Source organism: Streptomyces sp. SA15, assembly GCF_002291145.1.
GTDB lineage: Bacteria > Actinomycetota > Actinomycetes > Streptomycetales > Streptomycetaceae > Streptomyces.
The window spans coordinates 83,767-101,759 of record NZ_NTGE01000073.1; the positions used below are offsets into that span (position 1 = coordinate 83,767).

The window sequence follows — 17,993 nt, forward strand, 5'->3', positions numbered from 1 at the left end:
GGGCGTCGAGCGAATCACGGTTGCTGCACGCACTCAGCCGAATGTTGTTTTTATGTCGCTTGAGTGTCTCGCTGCGCCGCGATGTGAAATCTGTGCCCTGGCGACAAGGTGCACGAAGAAATCCGTGTTCTCCAGAAGTAGTTCTGGAGAACACGGCAGAGGTGGGCCGCGCGAGGGTGACCTGGCCTACTGGTCCGGTGCCTCCACGCCCGGTGCGACGGCGGGGTCGGGATTGAAGGTGCGGTGGTAGCTCTCCGGCGGCGCCAGATAGGTGGCGGCCAGGCCACCGGTGTCGATGACGATCTGGTCCACGGCGATCGCGGGATCGACCATGAAGAGCCTCAGGACGTGCTCGCCCGGCGCGGTGACGGTCACGGCGGCGGTCAGTTTCTCGACGCCCTCCTCCACGTTGCGGGCCCAGGCGTCACCCCTGTTGCCGGTCGCGACGGCCTGCCCCGACAGGACCGTGACCGGCTGGTCGTCGAGGGCGACGGCCACCCGGCGGTGACCGCGTTCGTCGAGGGAGGGCAGCCGGAAGACGGTCACGCGGAAGGTCCCGGTGCCGGCGAAGCGCAACCGGTATCTCAACTCCGCTGCCCGCGCGGCGAAGTCCCCGGTGATCGGTGCCGCCGTCGACGGCACCGCCTCCACGGCGCCGGTACGGCGGCCCAGGCCGCGCACGGTCCGCCAGCGGGTTCCGCCGCGCGCCACCCGCTGGTCGAAGTGCGCGGCGTCGATCGAGACGTACCCGTGGGCCTCCACGAACCCGTGTGCCCGCCGACGCGCCCGCTCCCCGTCGTTGACCACACGCAACGGCACCTCGACGCGCTGCTCGGCACCCGTGAAGGCAACCGTCGCCTCCAGCGTCCCCTCGGGAACGCGCGCCCAGTCGATCTCCACCCACACCCGACTCTGCTCGGTCAGCGAGCCGCCCGCCGCGCTCAGCCGGACCCAGGGGTGACTGGCCTCGGCCGTCCAGTCCAGGGCCACAAAGCCGGTGTTGAAGACGTCCACGAAGCGCCGGTCGCGGGTGTAGGAGGAGAAGGACAGCGGCCGGTCCGCCCCCGTCTCGTTCCCCTCGGCCGCCACCCCGAGCCCGGAGGTCTCCTGCCGGGGGACCCGGGTGACGCTCGGGCGGCCCGGTGCCTTCGGGATCTGTGAGGGGTAAGGATTGACGATCCCGTCCCACTTCCCGCCCGCCACCTCGGTGTTGTACCGCTTGGTGATCGCCGCCTCCCCGGCGTGGGCGGCCTCGGCCAGGTCCGCGAAACGGTTCGTCCCCGCCCCGCGCCCCTGACGGACCGCGAGCGCGTTGCGGTCCGCCCAGTAGTACTTGAGGTTCATCAAGTACGCGCCGTGCACCGGGTATTCGACGAGCTCGTAGTAGGCGTCCCGGTAGGCCTCGGGCAGCTTGGCGCCCAGGGCCCGCGCCCGGTCCAGCAGCCGGGCGTAGGCGGCCAGCCGGCGTCCAGCCTCGTCGCCGTGGTGGACCACGGAGAACATCGCGCGGTCGATGAACTCCGGGCGCCGCTCGGCCGCGAGACGGTAGTACTCCGTACGGATCGCGGCGATCTCCCGGCCGTGGCGGTGCCCGAACTGCCGTCCGGCCCACTCGGCCAGGAAGTCCTCCACATCGTCGGCCTCCCAGCGGTCCACGTCCCATGCCATGTCCAGGGAGAAGGACAGCCCGGTCTCGATCGACTTGATGTCACCGACGTTGAAGATCCACATCCGGTCGACGCCGTGCTCGTACACCCGGCGCAACTCCTGCCAGACCTTGGACAGCTGGGTGGTGTCCAGCCACAGGTAGCTCCTCGGGCGGCCCCAGTAGGAGAGGTGGTAGTAGATGCCGTTGCCGCCCGCTCGCGCGCGCTCCGCCTCGTTCGGCAGCTGGCGCATGTTGCCGTGGTTGTCGTCCGGCCAGATCAGCGTGACGTCGTCGGGGACCTGGACGCCCGCGTTGTACAGCTCCAGAACTTCCTTGTACGGGATGAAGATCTGCGGCTCGGCGGCCTGGCCGACCTCCTCCGCGAGGATCCGGCGCTGGTCGGCGATGATGTCGTTCATCACCACGACCTTCTCCGGAATCGTCGTGGCGTACTTCGTCTCCAGCGCGCTGTCGTGCAGGCCGCGCATGCCGAGTGTCCAACTGCTCTCATAGGCCGCGTTCTGTCTCGCTCGGGCTCTCCAGTAGTCGGAGATGACACCGGGGTTCACCGTGTAGTCGTACAGCGGCAGGGTGCCGTCGGTGGCGGGGTGCTCCTTGGCCCACGGCTCCCACTCGTGGACGCCGTTGCGCAGCAGGGCCTCGGGGTGGCTGGAGCCGACGACGATGCCGTAGCGGTCGGCGAGTTCGGGGTTCTCCCGGTGCTTGTTGAAGAAGTCGGAGTACGGATGCATGGCCGGCCACAGGTAGTTGGCCTTCAGCCTCAGCAGCAGCTCGAAGACGCGCTTGTACGTCTCGGGGCCGATGTTCTTGTCCGGCTCCTGGGTGCGATGCGACCAAGTGGTCAGGTTCTGTTCGTCGTTGATGAAGATGCCCCGGTAGCGGACGGACGGCTCGTACCGCTTGAGGGGTCCCGCCGGCACGGTCACGGTGTCGCGGCGTACGACGGGCACGTCGGCCCACCAGTACCAGGGTGAGACCCCGATGCGCTCCGAGGTGTCGTAGACGCCGTAGATCGTGCCGCGCCGGTCGCTCCCGGCGATGACCAGGGCACGGTCCACCCCGGGCAGCGGACGCTCCACCACCTGTGTCACCGACGCCTCCCAGCGCCCCTTCACCCCGGAGACGTCCAGGCGCCGGTCGGCGACGAGGCGGTCGATGACCGGGCTCGCACCGAGGGTGCCCACGAGGACCAGGCGCGCCGCACGGCCGGGCAGGGTCTGCCGTAACTCGGGCCGCACCCCGCTGACCCGTTCCATGTCCGCGACCAGGTCCCCGGCGGCGCGGACCACGGCCGGATCGTCCGCCGCGTCCACGAACACGTCGACCGCGGTGCCGCTTCGCACCAAGGAAAACGCGGGCCGGTCCGAGGAGGCCGCCGCCTGAGCGGCTGCGGGGAGCACGGCGGGGAGCAAGGGGGCGACCCCGACGGCCGCCATTCCCCGCAGGAACGACTTACGGGTCCACGGCTGCGCAGGGCCCAGTGGTTCGTTGTGCGGCACGAGACGCTACCTTTCCGCGCCGGGTCCGCGGCGGCTCCTCGTGCGGGCCGTACGGCGGGGCCGAGCGCATGGAGCTGAGAGAAGGCCGAAGAATGACGGGATGGCACAGGTGTGTTGGCATGGGCAGGCTAGAAAGCGCTTGCTGCTGCTTGCTACGGCACCTTAGGTCAGGCTTCGACGAGGCGTCCAGAGTCGTGCGTGTGCGGCTGGATCACGCGGTGGCCGCCGCGGGACGGCGGCGCTGTGGATCAGTGGTCAGGCGGGGCTCACGCGGGCCTAACCGCGCCGCGGATCGCGGACTCGCCGGCGTAGAGGATCGACTCCTCGCGTATGTACGCTCCCGGGCCCGGCGCGTGGATCATCATGCCGTTGCCGAGGTGGAGACCGACGTGGCTGATGTCGTCGTAGAAGAAGACCAGGTCCCCGGGCCGCATGTCGCCGAGCGAGACCGCCGTGCCGGAGCCGGCCTGGGCGAGTGCGGTGCGGGGCAGCGCGACGCCGGCGGCCTTCCAGGCGGCCTGGGTGAGGCTGGAGCAGTCGTACGAGTCCGGTCCGGCCGCACCCCAGACGCACGGCCTGCCGATCTGGGCGCGGGCGAAGGCGAGCGCCTTGGCGGCCTGGCCGGTGGGGCCGGGGGGCGGTACTTGGTTGATGTCGAGGGCGGTTGTGGTGGGGAGGGTGGGGGCGGGCGTGTTGACGGCCTGGGCTGGTGCGGTGGGCCGGCTCGGGGCGGTGGGAAGACTCGTGTTGGCGGGCGGGGTCGGGGCGGTGGGAAGACTCGTGTTGGCGGGCCGGCTCGGGGCGGCGGGCCAGGCGGTGTTGCTGGACAGGCCTGTGGCGGCGAGCTGACTCGTGTCGCCGGGCAGGGCTGTGCCGGTGGGCAGGCCGGTGTCCAGGGGTAGGGCCGTGTCCGTGGGCAGGCCGGTGCCCCCAGGCATGCCGGCGCCGAGAGGCAGGCCCGTGGCGGCAGGCAGGCCCGTGCCGCTGGGCAAGCCCGTGCCAACAGACGGCCCCGTGTCGCCGTGCGAGCCCGTGGCGATCGCCATGCCCGTGCCGTAGCCGGTCGGCTCGTACTGCCACGCCGTCTCGGTCGGTTGAGTCTGTACGGCCGGGGCGCCCCAGGTGCTCTCGGTCGGGGCCGGCTCGATCGCTGCGAGCGGGGTGATCGACAGCGCGGCCTGAGACGTGCTGGAGGCGTGGGCGGACAGCAGGTCGCGGGCCGCGGCGAGTTTGCCTTGGATGCGTTGCTTGATGGTCCGCAGGGGCGACTGGGCCAGCTCGGCGTCGGCTGCGGGCAGCGCCTTGAGGGTCTCCTGCGTTGCCTGCGTTGCCTGCGGTGCCTCCGGCGCGGGCGGCAGTGCCGGGACGGACCTGGCGGTCAGCTCCGGGGCGGGGCGGTTGGTCCTCGTCCGCTCAAGGGCTGGGAGGTCGTTGCCCGGACGTGCCGCAGAACGCTCGGCCGGACGCGCGGGCCGGGACTCGGCCGGGCGGGCCGACCTTCTGTCGGCGGGCAGGGCCGCCGGGACGGTCGGGCCCAGTTTCGCGCGCCCCACGTCGAACCATTGCCTGGCGACATCGGCCGGGGCGGGGCCGGTGTCCGCGCGTGCCTCGCCGGTCATCGAACCGGCGGGCGGGGGCCCGTCGCCGGTGGCCGCACCACCGCGCCGGCTCCCGTCATCGGCGACCGCACCACCGCGTCGGCTCCCGTCGTCGGCGACCGCACCGCCACGGGCGGCGGCCGTATCGCGACCGCGTCCGCCGTCGGTGACCGAGCCCGCGCGCTTGCGTGGCCCCTTCGCCGTAGCGCGAGTCGCGCTGTAGTTTCCCGTGGCGCTTTCGGCCGCGTCGTAGAGACTGGCGACCCGCTGCTGGACCTCGTCGCGGCTCGGTCCGTCCTCTCCCGTCGAGGGCGTGGCGCTCGCGTTCTGGGAGAAGAGGGCCACGGAGGTGAGAGCAGCTGTCGCGAGGGCGGAGTTGCGCATGCCCGGGAGGCTGATTCCTCCGGGGCGCTGGTTTCGCTCCGGCGCCATGGAGACGTACTCCTTCCGTGGTTCGCCGATCGAGCCGGGTGTCCGGTGCGGCGGACGATGACTCGACCGAGGTCGCGCGACGCGGCGGGGTTCGCCGGGGGGACGTCGTGCGTTCCGATCGCCAACTTAGCCAATTTGTGTGACTGGTGTGAAGATTGAAGGGTGAAATGTCCGATACGTATCTGTGACCTTCGTCCTGACGTTCCGGCAGCCCTTGAAAGCGACGGTGTTCAGCCTCCGCTCCGCTGCCTCCGCCACGCCTCGTAGTGGTCGAGCACCGTCTGCTCGATCGGGCGGTAGGCGATGCCCAGTTCATGCACGCTCCTGCTGTTGTCCACCCGGAACCGGATGCCGAGGTGCTTGCGGATGTAGTCCTGGGTCAGACCGAAGGCCGGGCCCAGGATCCGTACCGGCCAGTGCGGGAGCGCGGTGCGGGGAAGACGGAGGTCGCGGGGATACCGCGTCCGGATGACGCGGGACATCTCGTGGAACGACGTCATCGTCCGCGCCGCGACGATGTAACGCCCTTTCGCCTCCGGGTTCTCCGCCGCCGCGATGTGCGCGTCGGCCACCTCGCGTACGTCCGCCGTCGTGAAGCTGAAGTCCGGTGCGCCGTAGAAGAAGTAGCCCTTGAACAGTTCCTCCAGGAGGAAGAGGCTGCCCGATTCCGATGCCGGGGCCAGCGAAGGGCCCAGGATCAGACCGGGGTTGACGGACACCATGCGCCAGCGGTCCTGGGCCGCCTCCGCGTCCCAGGCGGCCCGTTCCGCGAGCGTCTTGGCGTAGTGGTACGGATTGTTCTCCACCGTGCTCGTGGTGTTGAAGTACCTCTCCGACAGCACCTGATCGTCCATGTCCAGGACGTCGGCGTAGTCGCCGAAGATCGCGCCGACGGTGGACGTGAACACCACCCGTTCCAGCGTCGGTGTCCTGTCCACGCTCGCCAGCACGTTGCGTGTGCCGAGCAGGGCCGGGTCGACCATGTCCCTGCGTCCGTCCTTGATCTTCTCGGGCATGAAGAACGGCGACGCCACATGGAAGACCACGCGGCAGCCGCTCAACGCCTCGTCGAAGGAACCCTCCCGCAGCAGATCCGCCTCGAACAGGGCCAGCCGGCCGGGAAACTCCTCCTGCATGCGCCGCAGCGGCCGCACCTTCGCCGGGTTCGCGACGCTCCGTACGGTGGTACGGACCTCGTAGTCACGCTCCAGCAGCCTCCGGACCAGATGACTGCCGACGAAACCGCTGCCGCCGGTCACCACGACGGCCTTCTCCCCGCCTCCAGCCACGCCTTCACCCCTCGGAATCAGAACGGGAACCAAGCCCCGAACGGGCGGGCTCGGGACGGTGGATGCCGCGCGGGCGACAGCCGAGTTCGTCGGAGCGGCCCAGCAGGTCGGCGAGGTACCAGATGATGGCCAGCCACATCTCGGTGCCTTGGAGCCCGGGGTCAGGGCCGGGTCCTGCGGTGCCGGGGCCGAAGCCGAAGCCGCGTCCGTCCCGCCAGCGGGGGAGGGCCGCGGACAGCTGCCGTTCGGCCCAGGCGCGGATCTCGGCCGTACGGTAGCCGTCGCCGCCGCCCGTCCCGAGTTGCCGGGTGCACAGCCACAGGGGATGGGCCACGTCCAGTACGTTGCAGGCGTTCTCCTGGCCCGCGCCGAAGTACCGGGCGTCGCGGGAGTGGTCCAGTACGGCGTCCACGACCCGCTCCGGGTGCGGCACGGGCAGCCCGAACTGGGCGAACGAGCCGCGCGTCAGCCGGTAGTAGCCGTTGACGACCTGGAGCCGTCCCGCCTCGGGCGAGGGCGTGCCCGGGGTACCCCACATACCCGTCCACGGATCGGCACGGGTGAGCAGCCAGCCGAACAGCGCCTCCAGGGTCCCCGGTTCCGTGCCGCCGTCCTCGTCGCGCCGCAGGTTCCAGTGGGCGCCCGTGGCCCACGCGTCGATCCAGGCACCGGCACCCCACGCGCCGTCACGCCAGGGCAGCGCCTTCAGCCGGGCAACAAGTTGACGGGCGGTCATCTCCCGTACTCCGCACACCGGATGCGGAAAGGAGACGCCCAGCAGGTCGAGCGCGTATCCGACACAGAGGACGTGGTACAGCGCCGCTCCCTCACCGGGGAAGCCCTCGTCCAGCGACAGCGGCTCGTCGAACTCCGGTACCAGGCCGGTCTGCGGGTCCTGGAGCGCCCGCAGCCGCCCGGCGTGCTCGTCCGCGGCCAGTTGCTCAGGTGCGCGGCCCAGCAGCAGGTCGGCGATCTCCACGGCGTCGCAGTGCGCCCGAACCGTGGGCGCGGCGCCGGGCCGGTCGACGTACCGGTCGCCGTCCCAGCACCGGGCGAGGAGGTCGGCGGCTTGGGCGCGAACGGTGTCGGCGAAGCGGCTCAGATCCGTGCCGGCCGCAGGGGGCGTCGCGCTGTCCCGCCGGTCACGCAGGGGCCGGGCCGGGTTCCCGGCGGCCACCGTCCAGGCCGGGAGATCCTTGGTCACCACCGCCCCGGCGCCGATCACACAGTGGTCGCCGATGGTCACGCCGTCCACCACGACCACGTGGGAGCCGATCCACACGTCGTCCCCGACCTTGATCCCCCGGCTGGTGAGGGGCTGTTGGAAGACGGGCCGGTCGGGAGCCATGGAGTGGTTGAAGCCGAGCAGCGAGGTGTGCGCGCCGATCCGTACGCCGCTGCCCAGGGTGACGGTGCCGCGCACGGTGGTGAACGGGTTCAGCGTGCAGTCCGCGCCGGTGGTCAACTCCCCGGTGACATAGGCGTGAGCGCCGATGTACGAGCCGTCCCCGAGCCGCAGCCGGTCCGGGAACACCGCCGCCGACCCGGCGACGTAACACCGCTCGCCGATCTCGCTGTCGCCGCCGACCGACCGTTGCCGCTCCTGCTGGGCGAGTCGCTGTTCCTCGGTCGCGTCCTCGGCGAACAGCCACGGGCAGTGGTCGAAATGCCGTACGGACTGCTCCTGTTCGTGATCCATGGCCGCACGCTAGGCAATGGGAGCCCTCGAGGGAAGGCGCTCACTGGTCCGCGAGCCCGCCCGGCCTGACCAGCCCCGTCTCGTAGGCGAGGACGACGGCCTGGGCGCGGTCGCGCAGGGACAGCTTGGCGAAGTCGAAGCCCTGGGCTTCACCCCGGGGCAGGTGGTGGGCGTCTACCTGACGATGATCTCTGTCCCCGCTGTCGTCGGCTGTGTGCTCGGCACCGCCGTCGGGAACCTGGTGGCGCGACCCTTCTTCGACTTCGTCTTCACGGGGCCCGACGCCGGAGCACTCCACGGCAACGTCACCGTCGCGCCGTGGGTGAACGTCCTCGCCCTGCTCGGCATGCCCGCCGTGTGCGCCCTCGCGGCGCTCGCTCCAGCCGTGCGCGCCCACCGGTTGTCCGCGGCGCGGGCGATCAGCGCGGGCAGCGCCCCGCGCACCGGGCGCGCCCAGGGCATCCAGCGCCGGCTGGCGGGCAGCGGGCTGCCGCGCTCGGTGAGTCTGGGCGTGGGCCTGCCGTTCGCCCGGCCGGGCCACAGCGCCCTCACACTCGCCGCCGTGGTCCTGGGCGTGACCACCGTGACGTTCGCGACCGGCCTGGCCACGACGATGACCCGGTTCGGCGACGCGGACCGGGACGCCTTCCAAGTCACTGTGTACGTCGGCAAGTACGTCGGCACATACAAGGACGGCAAGGAGATCCGGCCGACGCACGGCGACCTCGCGCTCCAGTCCCTGCTGCGGTCCCTGCCCGGCGCGGCCGAGGTCACCGCACGGGCGAACGTCGAGGTACGCATGGGGCTCCGCGCAGAAGGTGATGCTCGAAGGCCGCCGGGGCGACCGGCCGCAGTTGGACAGCGTGCTGACCGAGGGCCGGTGGATGCAGCGGACCGGCGAGGTCGTCGCCGGCTCTGCCTTCCTCCGCCAGAACGACCTGCGGGTCGGCGACCGCCTCCGCCTGGAGAAGGGCGACCGGCACGAGGCGGCGGTGATCGTCGGGGAGTACATGCACAACGATCGTCGACTCGTCGTCACCGACCAGTCGACGCTGACCGCCCTGGCACCCCAGGAAAAGCCCATCGCCTACCACGTCAAACTCCACGAGGGAGCGGATCCGGCCGCCTACGTACGCGCGGCCGGGGCCGCCGACCCCGGGATCAGCCCGGACCCGGTCGGCCCCAACACCACCACGCAGACCATCGTCGGCTCCGCGTCGGTGCTCACCCTGATGCTGGCCGTGGTCGCCGGGCTCGGCGTCTTCAACACGGTCGTCCTCAACACCCGCGACCGCCGCCGCGACCTGGGCGTGCTCAAGTCCATCGGCATGACACCACGGCAGGTCACGGTGATGACGGTGACCTCGATGGCGGTGCTCGGCGCGCTCGGATCCGTACTCGGCATCCCGCTGGGCATGGCCGGCCACCAGCTGGTCGTCCCGCGGATGGTGAACGCCGTCGACCTCACCCTGCCCTCGTACATGACGGACGTCTGGCAGGCCCCCGCCCTGCTCGCCCTGGCCCCCGCCGGGCTTGCGATCGCGGCCCTCGGGGCGTACATCCCGGCGCGCAGAGCGGCACGGCTGACGATCGCGCAGGTGCTGCACAACGAGTGAACGTGTACGGCTGCTCAGGTACGGCTGCTCCGTCCTCGCCCCGCGACCGCGTCGCCCTCAGTCGGCGCTGACGTTGGCGGTGAGCAAACGGAGCAACTGCTTGGCCAGGGCGTCTTGTTCGGGGGTGAGGCCCATGGCGTCGCCGATGGCGAGCGGAACCGTACGGGCCCGCTCCCGCAGCCGGGCCCCGGCGTCGCTGAGGCGGAGGGAGACGGAGCGCTCGTCGTCCGCCCGGCGTTCGCGGTGGAGCAGGCCGTTCGCCTCCAGGCGCTTCAGCAGGGGCGACAGGGTGCTGGACTCCAGCTGGAGGGCGGCACCCAGTTCGCGTACCGAGATCGAGTCCTGCTCCCAGAGCACGAGCATGACGAGGTACTGCGGATAGGTCAGCCCCAGCTCGTCCAGGAGCGGACGGTAGCGGGCCGTGACCGCGCGGGAGGCGGCGTACAGGGCGAAGCAGAGCTGGTCGTCCAGCAGAAGCGACCCTTCGGCCGGTTCGGGGGCTGGGGTCATGGCGGGGCTCCTGCTTTCCGTGCTGGTCATCGGCGGTCACCACCCTATCGTTCGAGTCCTCTCGATTCTATCGGACCCTAATAAGTTGCGCACGACTTAATCGCGAGCTACTCTCCTTGACGTGCCACTGCTCCCGGCCGGGATTACCGTCGGAAGCCTGCCCGCGGCACCCCTACCGAGGAGGTCGCCATGACCGACACCACCCCCACCCGCCCCGTCCTCGAGCCCGCCGCCCAGGCCTTCGCCGAGGCGACCGCGAACCCGCCGTACCTCTTCGATCTCGGACCGGCCGAGGGCCGCAAGACGGTCGACGAGGTGCAGTCCGCAGAGATCACCAAGCCGGACGTCGACGAGGAGTGGGTCACCGTCTCCGGCGGCCCCACCGGCGAGGTCCGCGCCCGTATCGTCCGCCCGGCCGGGGCCACCGGCGTCCTCCCGGTGATCCTCTACATCCACGGGGCGGGCTGGGTCTTCGGCAACGCCCGCACCCACGACCGGCTCGTGCGCGAACTCGCCGTCGGTACAGGTGCCGCGGTCGTCTTCCCCGAGTACGACCTCTCGCCCGAGGCCCGCTACCCGGTCGCCATCGAGCAGAACTACACGGTCGCCCGCTGGATCGTCACCGACGGCGCCGACCACTACCTGGACGCCACCCGTATCGCGGTGGCCGGCGACTCCGTCGGCGGCAACATGACGGCCGCGCTGACCCTGATGGCCAAGGAACGCGGTGACGTCCCCCTCGTCCAGCAGGTCCTCTTCTACCCGGTCACCGACGCCGCCTTCGACACCGGCTCCTACCACCAGTTCGCGGAGGGCTACTTCCTGCGCCGCGACGCCATGCAGTGGTTCTGGGACCAGTACACGACCGACGAGAAGCAGCGCGCCGAGATCACGGCCTCCCCGCTGCGCGCCACCACCGAGCAGCTCGCCGGCCTGCCCCCGGCCCTGGTCATCACCGGCGAGGCCGACGTGCTCCGCGACGAGGGCGAGGCCTACGCGAACAAGCTGCGCCAGGCGGGCGTCCCCGTGACGGCCGTCCGCTACCAGGGCATCATCCACGACTTCGTCATGCTCAACGCCCTGCGCGAGACCCACGCGGCCGAGGCCGCCATCAACCAGGCCGTCGGCACCCTGCGCACGGCGCTGGGCACGGCCTGACGTGGCCGGCGGCGGTCACCGTCCCGCATGGGTGACTCCACCGACCCGCCGCCGACCCCTTCTCACCAGCGCGGCAGCCTGAGTTCGTACTCCGGCTGGACCCGGCGCATGTAGCCGGTGTCGTCGCGGCCGCGCATCCCGGACTCCACGTACTGCCGGTGCAGCCGGTCGAGGGCGTCGTGGTCGAGTTCGACGCCGAGTCCGGGGCCGGTGGGGACCTTGACCTCGCCGTCGCGCAGTTCCAGGGCACCGGGGACGATCACGTCGTCGGCCGAGTTCCACGGGTAATGCGTGTCGCAGGAGTGGTCGAGGTTCGGGATGGCCGCGGCGACATGGGTCATCGCGGCGAGGCTGATGCCGAGGTGCGAGTTGGAGTGCATGGACAGGGCGATCCCGAACGCCTCACAGACGGCGGCCAGTTCGCGGGTGCGGCGCAGTCCGCCCCAGTAGTGGTGGTCGGTGAGCAGGACCTGGATCGCGTTCTGCTCGATCGCGGGCCGCAGGTGCTCCCAGGCGATCACGCACATGTTGGTCGCGAGCGGCATCGGCGAGTCCTTCGCGACCTCGGCCATGCCGGGGATGCCCTTGGCGGGATCCTCCAAGTACTCGAGGACGCCGTCGAGTTCACGGGCGACGTACTTCGACGTCTGGACCGTCCAGGCCGTGTTGGGATCCAGGCGCAGCGGCTGCCCCGGGAACGCCTCCGCGAGCGCCCTGATCGCGGCGATCTCCTCGTCGGGCGGGAAGACCCCGCCCTTCAGCTTGAACGAGCGGAAGCCGTACCGCTCCTGCATCAGCCGGGCCTGCTCGACGATCCCGGCCGGGTCCAGCGCCTCGCCCCAGTCGTCGCCGATGGCCGCGCGGCCGTCGAGCGCCGGGTGTTCGGCCCACTTGTAGAAGAGGTACGCGGCGAACGGCACGGAATCACGGACCGTGCCGCCGAGCAGATCACTGACCGGGCGGCCGAGCAGCTTGCCCTGCGCGTCGAGGCAGGCCACCTCCACGGCCGAGGTGGTCCAGCCGCGCTCGTGGGAGCTGGGCACGGTCGGCAGCAGGGCGGCGTCGATCGCGGCGGCGACGGCCGTCGTCTCGAAGACGTCCATGCCGACGACGATCTTCGCCGCGGCCTGAAGGCGCTCCAGGCGGGCGGTGCCGCCCGGCGACTCACCGAGGCCCACAGTGCCGTCCTCCAGTACGAGTTGGAGGATGATGCGCAGCGCGAGGGGCTCGTGGACGCCGTTGGAGTTGAGCAGCGGCGGGTCGCTGAAGGCGATCGGAGTGACGACCAACTCCTGGATGCGGGTCATGCCTGCACCACCCCCAGGCCGTGGTCGATGAGTTTCCCGAGCCGGGAGACGTGCTCCGGCGTCGGGTCGATCAGGGGAGCCCGTACGCCGCCGACGTCCAGACCGCGGAGCGTGACCCCGGCCTTGACGAGCGCCACGGCATATCCCGGGACCTCGTCGCGGAGTGCGACGAGCGGGCCGTAGAACTCGTCGAGGAGCGTGGTGACGACGGACTCGTCCCCCTCGGCGAGCGCCCGGTGGAAGGCCAGGGCGATCTCCGGGGCGAAGGCGAACACCGCGGAGGAGTACAGGGCGACGCCGATGCCCCGGTATGCGGGCGCGGTCATCTCGGCGGTGGGCAGACCGTTGAAGAACTGGAAGTCCTCCGTGCCCGGTACGGCGCGCACAGCCCGGACGATGCGGTGCATCCGCTCGATGTCACCGATGCCGTCCTTGAGGCCGACGACGTTCGGCAGCGCGGCGAGCTCGGCGGCCGTGGACTCGGCGAGCCGGGCCGTGCCGCGCTGGTAGAAGACGACCGGCAGGTCGGTCGCGGCGGTGACCTCCTCGACGTACCGCACCAGACCCTGCTGCGGTGCGCTCACCAGGTACGGCGGCAGCAGCAGGATGCCGTCGGCGCCGGCGCGTTCGACACGGGCGGCCTGGTCGCGGGCGACCGGCGTGGGCCCGCCCGCTGCGGCCAGGACGGGCACCCGCCCCGCCGTCGTCTCGACCGCGACCCGGGTGGCCCGCTCGACCTCGTCGGACGTCAGCGCGTGGAACTCACCGGTCCCGCAGGCGACGAAGACGCCGCCCGCGCCGGCCGCGACACCGTTGTCAATGTGCTGGGCGAGCCGTTCCTCGTCCAGCGACCCGTCCGCGGCGAACGGCGTGACCGGAAAGAACAGCACTCCGTGGAACTTCATGTCTCCCTCGTAACTACGAGTGTGGGGGTGGCGCTTGACACTGTGTCAGCCCTTGGTGGCGCCGGCGGCGATGCCGGTGACCAGCGAGCGCTGGAGGAGCAGATAGACGATCAGGCTGGGGATCAGGGCGATGACCGCACCGGCCAGCACCACCCCCGAGCCGACCTCGGGATCGGTGCGCAGGATGGACAGGGCGACGGTGACCGTGTAGTCGGTGGGGTCCTTGGCGGCGATCAGGGGCAGCAGGTACTGGTCCCAGATCATGATGAAGCCGAGCACCCCGGCCACGCCGAGCGCGGGCCTGCACAACGGCAGGATGATCTGCCACAGCATCCTCAGCTCGCCGACGCCGTCGAGGCGGGCAGCTTCCTCGATCTCGGCCGGTATGTCCCGCATGAACTCGGTCAGCATCATCACCGAGAAGCCCCAGGCGCCCAGCGGCAGGATGACGCCCCAGACCGTGCCCTTGAGGTCCGCGTGGATGACGGGCACGTCACCGAGGACCAGCGACAGCGGGATCGCGATGACCTCCTCGGGGAGCATCAGCGTCATCATGAACAGCATCATGATCAGCGCCTGCCCGCGGAACCTGTGCCGGGCCAGCGCGTACGCGGCGAGCGTGCACACCACGAGCTGGAGCAGCAGCCCGCCGCCCGCGATGACGAGCGAGTTGCCGAGGTAGTCCCAGATGCCGCGCTCGCCCGCCACCTTGAAGTTCAGCAGCGTGCTGTCGTGCGGCAGGAACGACATGGAGGAGCCGCTGGGGTTGGTGGTGAAGGCGCCCGAGAAGATCGTCAGGAACGGCGCCGCGAAGACGCCGAGGGCGATCAGGCAGAGCAGGACGCGCAGGGTCCAGGCGAGACCGGGCTTGTCGTTCCAGCCGAGCGCGGTGTCGAAGCGGGACGGGGTGGTCCGCTGGACGTTGGTACTCCGTCCGGCCGGGGTGTCAGGGGCCGCCGGCCGGACGGGGTCGATGACGGGGGCGCTCATCGCGCTTCTCCCCTCTTGCGGAGGTAGTTGACCGTGACGGTGAGCAGCAGCGTCACGCAGAGCAGGACGACGGAGGCCGCGGAGGCGCCGCCGATGTCGTTGCGGGTGAAGCCCAGGGTGTAGGCGCGGGTCATCCAGACGTCGGTGGACCCGGCCGGGCCGCCGCCGGTGAGGACGTAGACCTCGGTGAACACCCGCAGTCCGCGGATCGTGGCCAGGGTGATCACGATGGCCAGGGCGGGGCGGATGGCGGGCAGGGTGACGTACCGCAGGCGCTGCCACAGCGAGACGCCGTCCATCGCAGCGGCCTCGTACAGCGTGCGGTCCACGCCCGCGAGACCGGCGAGGATGATCACCATGTTGTACGGCGCCCAGATCCAGATGCTCATCGCCATGGTCGACCACAGCGCGAGGTTCGGGTTGTCCAGGAACTGGACGGGCCCGAGGCCGAAGAGGTGCAGGCCGCTGTTGATGAGGCCGTCGGAGGTCGGGTAGTACATCAGCCGCCACAGCTCGCCCACGATCGCGGTGGCCGTGACGGCGGGCAGGAAGACGGCGGTGCGGACGATCTTCAGCGAGCGGGCCTGGCCCTCCAGGAGCAGGGCGAGGACGAACCCGAGCAGGATCGCGCCGACCGACTGGCCGATGCCGAGGATCAGGGTGTGCCCGATGGCGTCCTGGAAGCGGTGGTCGGACAGGACCCGCTCGTAGTTGTCGAGGCCGATCCACTTGTCGCCGAGGAAGGGCCGCACGTCGAAGAAGCTGAGCCGTATGCCCTTGGCCATCGGCCAGAACTTGAAGACGAGGGCGAGCAGCAGGCCGGGCGCCAGGAACAGCCAGGGGATGACGGCCTTCTTGCTGATGACCTTCTTGACGGCGTTCTTGTTGAGGACGCTGAAGGCTCTGCGCCCCGCGGGCGTGGTCACGGTAGCGGTCATTTCAACAGGTCCTGGTCCTTGAGGTCGCCGGCGAGGGTGTCGTTGAGCTCCTTCAGCTGCGAGCGGACGTCACTGCCGCAGTACGTGAAGATCGCGTTGAGGGCTTCGGCGGTGTCCTGCTTGATGGGGGCGAAGTTCGGCGCGTTCGGGAACTGCTGGGACGCGTCCTCGTACGCCTTCTGTACGACGCTCCAGCGGGCGTCGTCGCGTACCTTCGCCGCGTCGAGCGTGGCGTTGACGGGGATGCGGACCACGGGCTGGTGCTCGCCGGTCATGGCCATCCGCTGGCCCTCGGGGGAGATCAGGAACGCGGCGAGCGCCCGCTCCTGCTTGTCCTTGCCGGTCTTGGCGCCGAAGTAGATGTTCTCGCCGTCGGCCAGCACATCGGAGCCGGCCGGTCCGGCGGGGGCGGGCACGACGCCCAGCTTGTCCTCGCCGAGCGCCTTGGTGAACGTGCTGATGTTGTAGGGGCCGGTGAGGTACATGCCGGCGTTGCCGTCCTGGAAGTTGGTGGCGTTCGCGGTGATGGCCGTCAGTGCGCCCGGCTGGACGATGTTCTTGGGGCCGCAGAAGAGGTTGTCCTTCATCCACGTGACGGTCCGGACGGCGGCTGCCGAGCCCATCGCGGGGCGGTAGCGGCCGTTGCCGTCCGGCTCGATGATCTTCGCGCCGCCCTGCCACAGGAAGCTGGCGCCCCACCATGCGGTGTATCCGTTCTGGGCGCTGCCGGGGGCGACCATGCCGTAGGTGTCGGCCTTGCCGTCGCCGTCCGGGTCCTCGGTGGCGAAGGCCTTGGCGACGTCGAGCATCTCCTGCCAGGTCGTGGGTGCTTCGAGGCCCAGCTTTTTCAGCCAGTCCTTGCGGATCATCAGGGTCATCGCCTGGCGGGAGTACGGGATCCCGTAGTGCTTGCCGTCGATGCCCACCGTGGACGACCAGGTCTTGGCGGTGATCTGGTCGTGGCCCGCGATGGAGTCCGGGGCGATGGGCTTGAGCAGGCCCTGGGACTGGTAGCTGCCCATGAGAGCGGTGTCGTTGATCATGACGTCGGGCAGGTCCTTGATGGACGCCCGGCTCTGGAGCTGCTGGTCGAAGTTCATGACCGGCTGGTAGTCGATCTTGATGCCGGTCTTCTTGGTGAAGGCGGCGAAGACAGGTTTGTAGGTGGCGGCGGAGTCCGGATCGCTCCGGGTCCACACCTCCAGGGTGTTCGGGTCACCGGAGCCGGCGCTGTCGGAACCGGAGCCACAGGCGGCCGTTCCGAACATCAACCCCGCGACGGTGACCGCGGCAGCCAGGCGGCGACGTCGTCGGCGATCGCCCATGGGCACTCTCCGTTGCGTTCATATTCGTGAACTTGCTTCACGAATCTAAATGATCGCCCAAGCTACGAATCGTTTCGGCCGCATGTCAATACATGGCTGGAACCTTTCACCGGCGTTACACAACCGCCCGCGCGGCCCGTTCTCCGGCGAAACACCGTTGTCGTGCGCGGCCCGGCGGCCTACCGTCGCGGGCGTGCTTCCTATGGGCGAGACAGGCGATGACGACGAGGCATGGGACGCGGTCGTCCCGGACGAGACGGTGATCCGGGCCGGTGCGCAGGACCTCTGCGCACGGCTCGGACTGGCCGGCGCACCGCTGAGCCGCTTCCCCGACGGGTCGCAGCCGGTCTACGCGGTGGGCGACGAGCTCGTCCTCGAGCTGTTCCCCTCGGCGGCCGCCCAGGACGGCGTGGCTGAGGGCCGGGTGCTGTCCCACCTCCACGGGCTGTTGCCCGTCCCCACGCCCAAGGTGCACGACTTCGGCGCGTACGAGAACGGCTGGCAGTACATGCTGATGTCCCGGCTCCCCGGCGAGAACCTCGCCCCTGCCTGGGACCGCATGGCACGGTACGGCCACGCCTTCGAGCCGGCCGGGCTGCTCGCGTACACACTGCTGCACGTGTACAGCAACCTGCCCTGGTACTTGCGGGAACTGGCGGGACCCGCCGACGGAACACTGCCCGCGCTCGCCGAGGCATGGTTCGCAGCAGCATGACGCCACAGGACGACGAAGGACCCGGCGCCACCGCGGAACGCCTCACCGGACGCCCCGTGACGGGAGAGCGCACGCTGTCCGCGACGCTCGCCGAAGTCACCCTCGACGGCGGGCGGACGGTCATGGTCAAGCGGGGCGACGGCCCCCGCGCCGCACAGGCGGAGGCGGCCGGTCTGCGCTGGCTGGCCGACGCCGGTGCGGTCCCTGTCCCGGTCGTCCATGGCCACGACCCACACCGCCTGGTGACCGACCGGGTCCCGCAGGGGCGGCCGGACGGTACGGCGGCGCTCCGCCTCGGCCGCGACCTCGCCGCCCTGCACTCCGCCGGGGCGCCCGCGTTCGG

General features: G+C 70.6%; 13 protein-coding genes and 3 pseudogenes. 5 read left to right on the forward strand and 11 right to left on the reverse strand.

Features of this window, described 5'->3' with window-relative positions; translation table 11 throughout:
• Window positions 1-186: 186 nt before the first annotated feature.
• The 5 genes and pseudogenes from CLM62_RS12265 to CLM62_RS51415 form a co-directional block, all read right to left on the reverse strand.
• Window positions 187-3,105: a glycosyl hydrolase 115 family protein gene (locus CLM62_RS12265; RefSeq protein WP_095749857.1), complete on the reverse strand. Its 2,919-nt coding sequence runs from the start codon at window positions 3,103-3,105 to the stop codon at window positions 187-189.
• A 329-nt stretch (window positions 3,106-3,434) separates the two neighbouring features.
• A complete protein-coding gene (locus CLM62_RS53020; RefSeq protein ID WP_179382061.1) occupies window positions 3,435-5,198 on the reverse strand; it encodes a C40 family peptidase in 1,764 nt (587 codons plus the stop codon).
• 230 nt (window positions 5,199-5,428) lie between these two features.
• Window positions 5,429-6,487, reverse strand: coding sequence for an NAD-dependent epimerase/dehydratase family protein (locus CLM62_RS12275; RefSeq protein ID WP_095749858.1), 1,059 nt, complete (start codon window positions 6,485-6,487; stop codon window positions 5,429-5,431).
• Between the two features lie 4 nt (window positions 6,488-6,491).
• Complete coding sequence (locus tag CLM62_RS12280; RefSeq protein WP_095749859.1) at window positions 6,492-8,186, reverse strand: DapH/DapD/GlmU-related protein; 1,695 nt, start codon at window positions 8,184-8,186, stop codon at window positions 6,492-6,494.
• Between the two features lie 40 nt (window positions 8,187-8,226).
• Window positions 8,227-8,319 (reverse strand): annotated as a pseudogene (locus CLM62_RS51415) (DNA-binding response regulator); the annotation flags it as partial.
• Between the two features lie 51 nt (window positions 8,320-8,370).
• Between CLM62_RS51415 and CLM62_RS51420 the strand changes: the two are divergent.
• Both CLM62_RS51420 and CLM62_RS51425 read left to right on the forward strand, forming a co-directional pair.
• Window positions 8,371-8,529 (forward strand): annotated as a pseudogene (locus CLM62_RS51420) (hypothetical protein); the annotation flags it as partial.
• 478 nt (window positions 8,530-9,007) lie between these two features.
• Window positions 9,008-9,802: an ABC transporter permease gene (locus CLM62_RS51425; protein ID WP_257003816.1), complete on the forward strand. Its 795-nt coding sequence runs from the start codon at window positions 9,008-9,010 to the stop codon at window positions 9,800-9,802.
• A 57-nt stretch (window positions 9,803-9,859) separates the two neighbouring features.
• Here CLM62_RS51425 and CLM62_RS12290 read toward each other — a convergent pair whose 3' ends face one another.
• The gene (locus CLM62_RS12290) at window positions 9,860-10,312 is read right to left on the reverse strand and encodes a MarR family winged helix-turn-helix transcriptional regulator (protein WP_095749860.1); all 453 of its coding nucleotides are present in this window, start codon (window positions 10,310-10,312) and stop codon (window positions 9,860-9,862) included.
• 189 nt (window positions 10,313-10,501) lie between these two features.
• Here CLM62_RS12290 and CLM62_RS12295 point away from each other — a divergent pair, with 189 nt between their 5' ends.
• On the forward strand, window positions 10,502-11,470 hold the full coding sequence (locus CLM62_RS12295; RefSeq protein WP_095749861.1) for an alpha/beta hydrolase: 969 nt from the start codon (window positions 10,502-10,504) through the stop codon (window positions 11,468-11,470).
• 62 nt (window positions 11,471-11,532) lie between these two features.
• Here the strand turns inward: CLM62_RS12295 and CLM62_RS12300 are convergent, their stop codons facing one another.
• Genes CLM62_RS12300 through CLM62_RS12320 form a run of 5 tightly spaced genes read right to left on the reverse strand, consistent with a single transcriptional unit; the run spans window position 11,533 to window position 16,935 of the window.
• Window positions 11,533-12,777 (reverse strand): glucarate dehydratase family protein, encoded by a 1,245-nt coding sequence (locus CLM62_RS12300; RefSeq protein WP_095749862.1) that lies wholly within the window; start codon window positions 12,775-12,777, stop codon window positions 11,533-11,535.
• Window positions 12,774-13,682, reverse strand: coding sequence for a 5-dehydro-4-deoxyglucarate dehydratase (locus CLM62_RS12305; RefSeq protein WP_095749863.1), 909 nt, complete (start codon window positions 13,680-13,682; stop codon window positions 12,774-12,776). The genes CLM62_RS12300 and CLM62_RS12305 overlap by 4 nt, the downstream gene beginning before the upstream one ends.
• A gap of 45 nt (window positions 13,683-13,727) precedes the next feature.
• Complete coding sequence (locus CLM62_RS12310) at window positions 13,728-14,672, reverse strand: carbohydrate ABC transporter permease (protein ID WP_095749864.1); 945 nt, start codon at window positions 14,670-14,672, stop codon at window positions 13,728-13,730.
• Window positions 14,669-15,610: a carbohydrate ABC transporter permease gene (locus tag CLM62_RS12315; RefSeq protein WP_095749865.1), complete on the reverse strand. Its 942-nt coding sequence runs from the start codon at window positions 15,608-15,610 to the stop codon at window positions 14,669-14,671. Before CLM62_RS12315 ends, CLM62_RS12310 begins: the two co-directional genes overlap by 4 nt.
• On the reverse strand, window positions 15,607-16,935 hold the full coding sequence (locus tag CLM62_RS12320; protein WP_095749866.1) for a sugar ABC transporter substrate-binding protein: 1,329 nt from the start codon (window positions 16,933-16,935) through the stop codon (window positions 15,607-15,609). Before CLM62_RS12320 ends, CLM62_RS12315 begins: the two co-directional genes overlap by 4 nt.
• A 202-nt stretch (window positions 16,936-17,137) precedes the next feature.
• On the opposite strand from CLM62_RS12320, the gene CLM62_RS12325 reads away from it, so the two are divergent.
• Together CLM62_RS12325 and CLM62_RS51430 are read left to right on the forward strand one after the other, a co-directional pair.
• Complete coding sequence (locus tag CLM62_RS12325) at window positions 17,138-17,650, forward strand: phosphotransferase (RefSeq protein ID WP_179382079.1); 513 nt, start codon at window positions 17,138-17,140, stop codon at window positions 17,648-17,650.
• Window positions 17,647-17,993, forward strand: a pseudogene (locus CLM62_RS51430) (fructosamine kinase); the annotation flags it as partial. The gene CLM62_RS12325 and the pseudogene CLM62_RS51430, both read left to right, overlap by 4 nt.

Excerpts from the sequence above, each read along its gene's own strand:
- CLM62_RS12265 (WP_095749857.1), bottom strand. The coding sequence starts at position 3,105 with ATGGCGGCCGTCGGGGTCGCCCCCTTGCTCCCCGCCGTGCTCCCCGCA.
- CLM62_RS53020 (WP_179382061.1), bottom strand. The coding sequence starts at position 5,198 with ATGGCGCCGGAGCGAAACCAGCGCCCCGGAGGAATCAGCCTCCCGGGC.
- CLM62_RS12280 (WP_095749859.1), bottom strand. The coding sequence starts at position 8,186 with ATGGATCACGAACAGGAGCAGTCCGTACGGCATTTCGACCACTGCCCG.
- CLM62_RS51425 (WP_257003816.1), top strand. The coding sequence starts at position 9,008 with ATGCTCGAAGGCCGCCGGGGCGACCGGCCGCAGTTGGACAGCGTGCTG.
- CLM62_RS12290 (WP_095749860.1), bottom strand. The coding sequence starts at position 10,312 with ATGACCCCAGCCCCCGAACCGGCCGAAGGGTCGCTTCTGCTGGACGAC.
- CLM62_RS12295 (WP_095749861.1), top strand. The coding sequence starts at position 10,502 with ATGACCGACACCACCCCCACCCGCCCCGTCCTCGAGCCCGCCGCCCAG.
- CLM62_RS12300 (WP_095749862.1), bottom strand. The coding sequence starts at position 12,777 with ATGACCCGCATCCAGGAGTTGGTCGTCACTCCGATCGCCTTCAGCGAC.
- CLM62_RS12305 (WP_095749863.1), bottom strand. The coding sequence starts at position 13,682 with ATGAAGTTCCACGGAGTGCTGTTCTTTCCGGTCACGCCGTTCGCCGCG.
- CLM62_RS12310 (WP_095749864.1), bottom strand. The coding sequence starts at position 14,672 with ATGAGCGCCCCCGTCATCGACCCCGTCCGGCCGGCGGCCCCTGACACC.
- CLM62_RS12315 (WP_095749865.1), bottom strand. The coding sequence starts at position 15,610 with ATGACCGCTACCGTGACCACGCCCGCGGGGCGCAGAGCCTTCAGCGTC.
- CLM62_RS12320 (WP_095749866.1), bottom strand. The coding sequence starts at position 16,935 with ATGGGCGATCGCCGACGACGTCGCCGCCTGGCTGCCGCGGTCACCGTC.
- CLM62_RS12325 (WP_179382079.1), top strand. The coding sequence starts at position 17,138 with ATGGGCGAGACAGGCGATGACGACGAGGCATGGGACGCGGTCGTCCCG.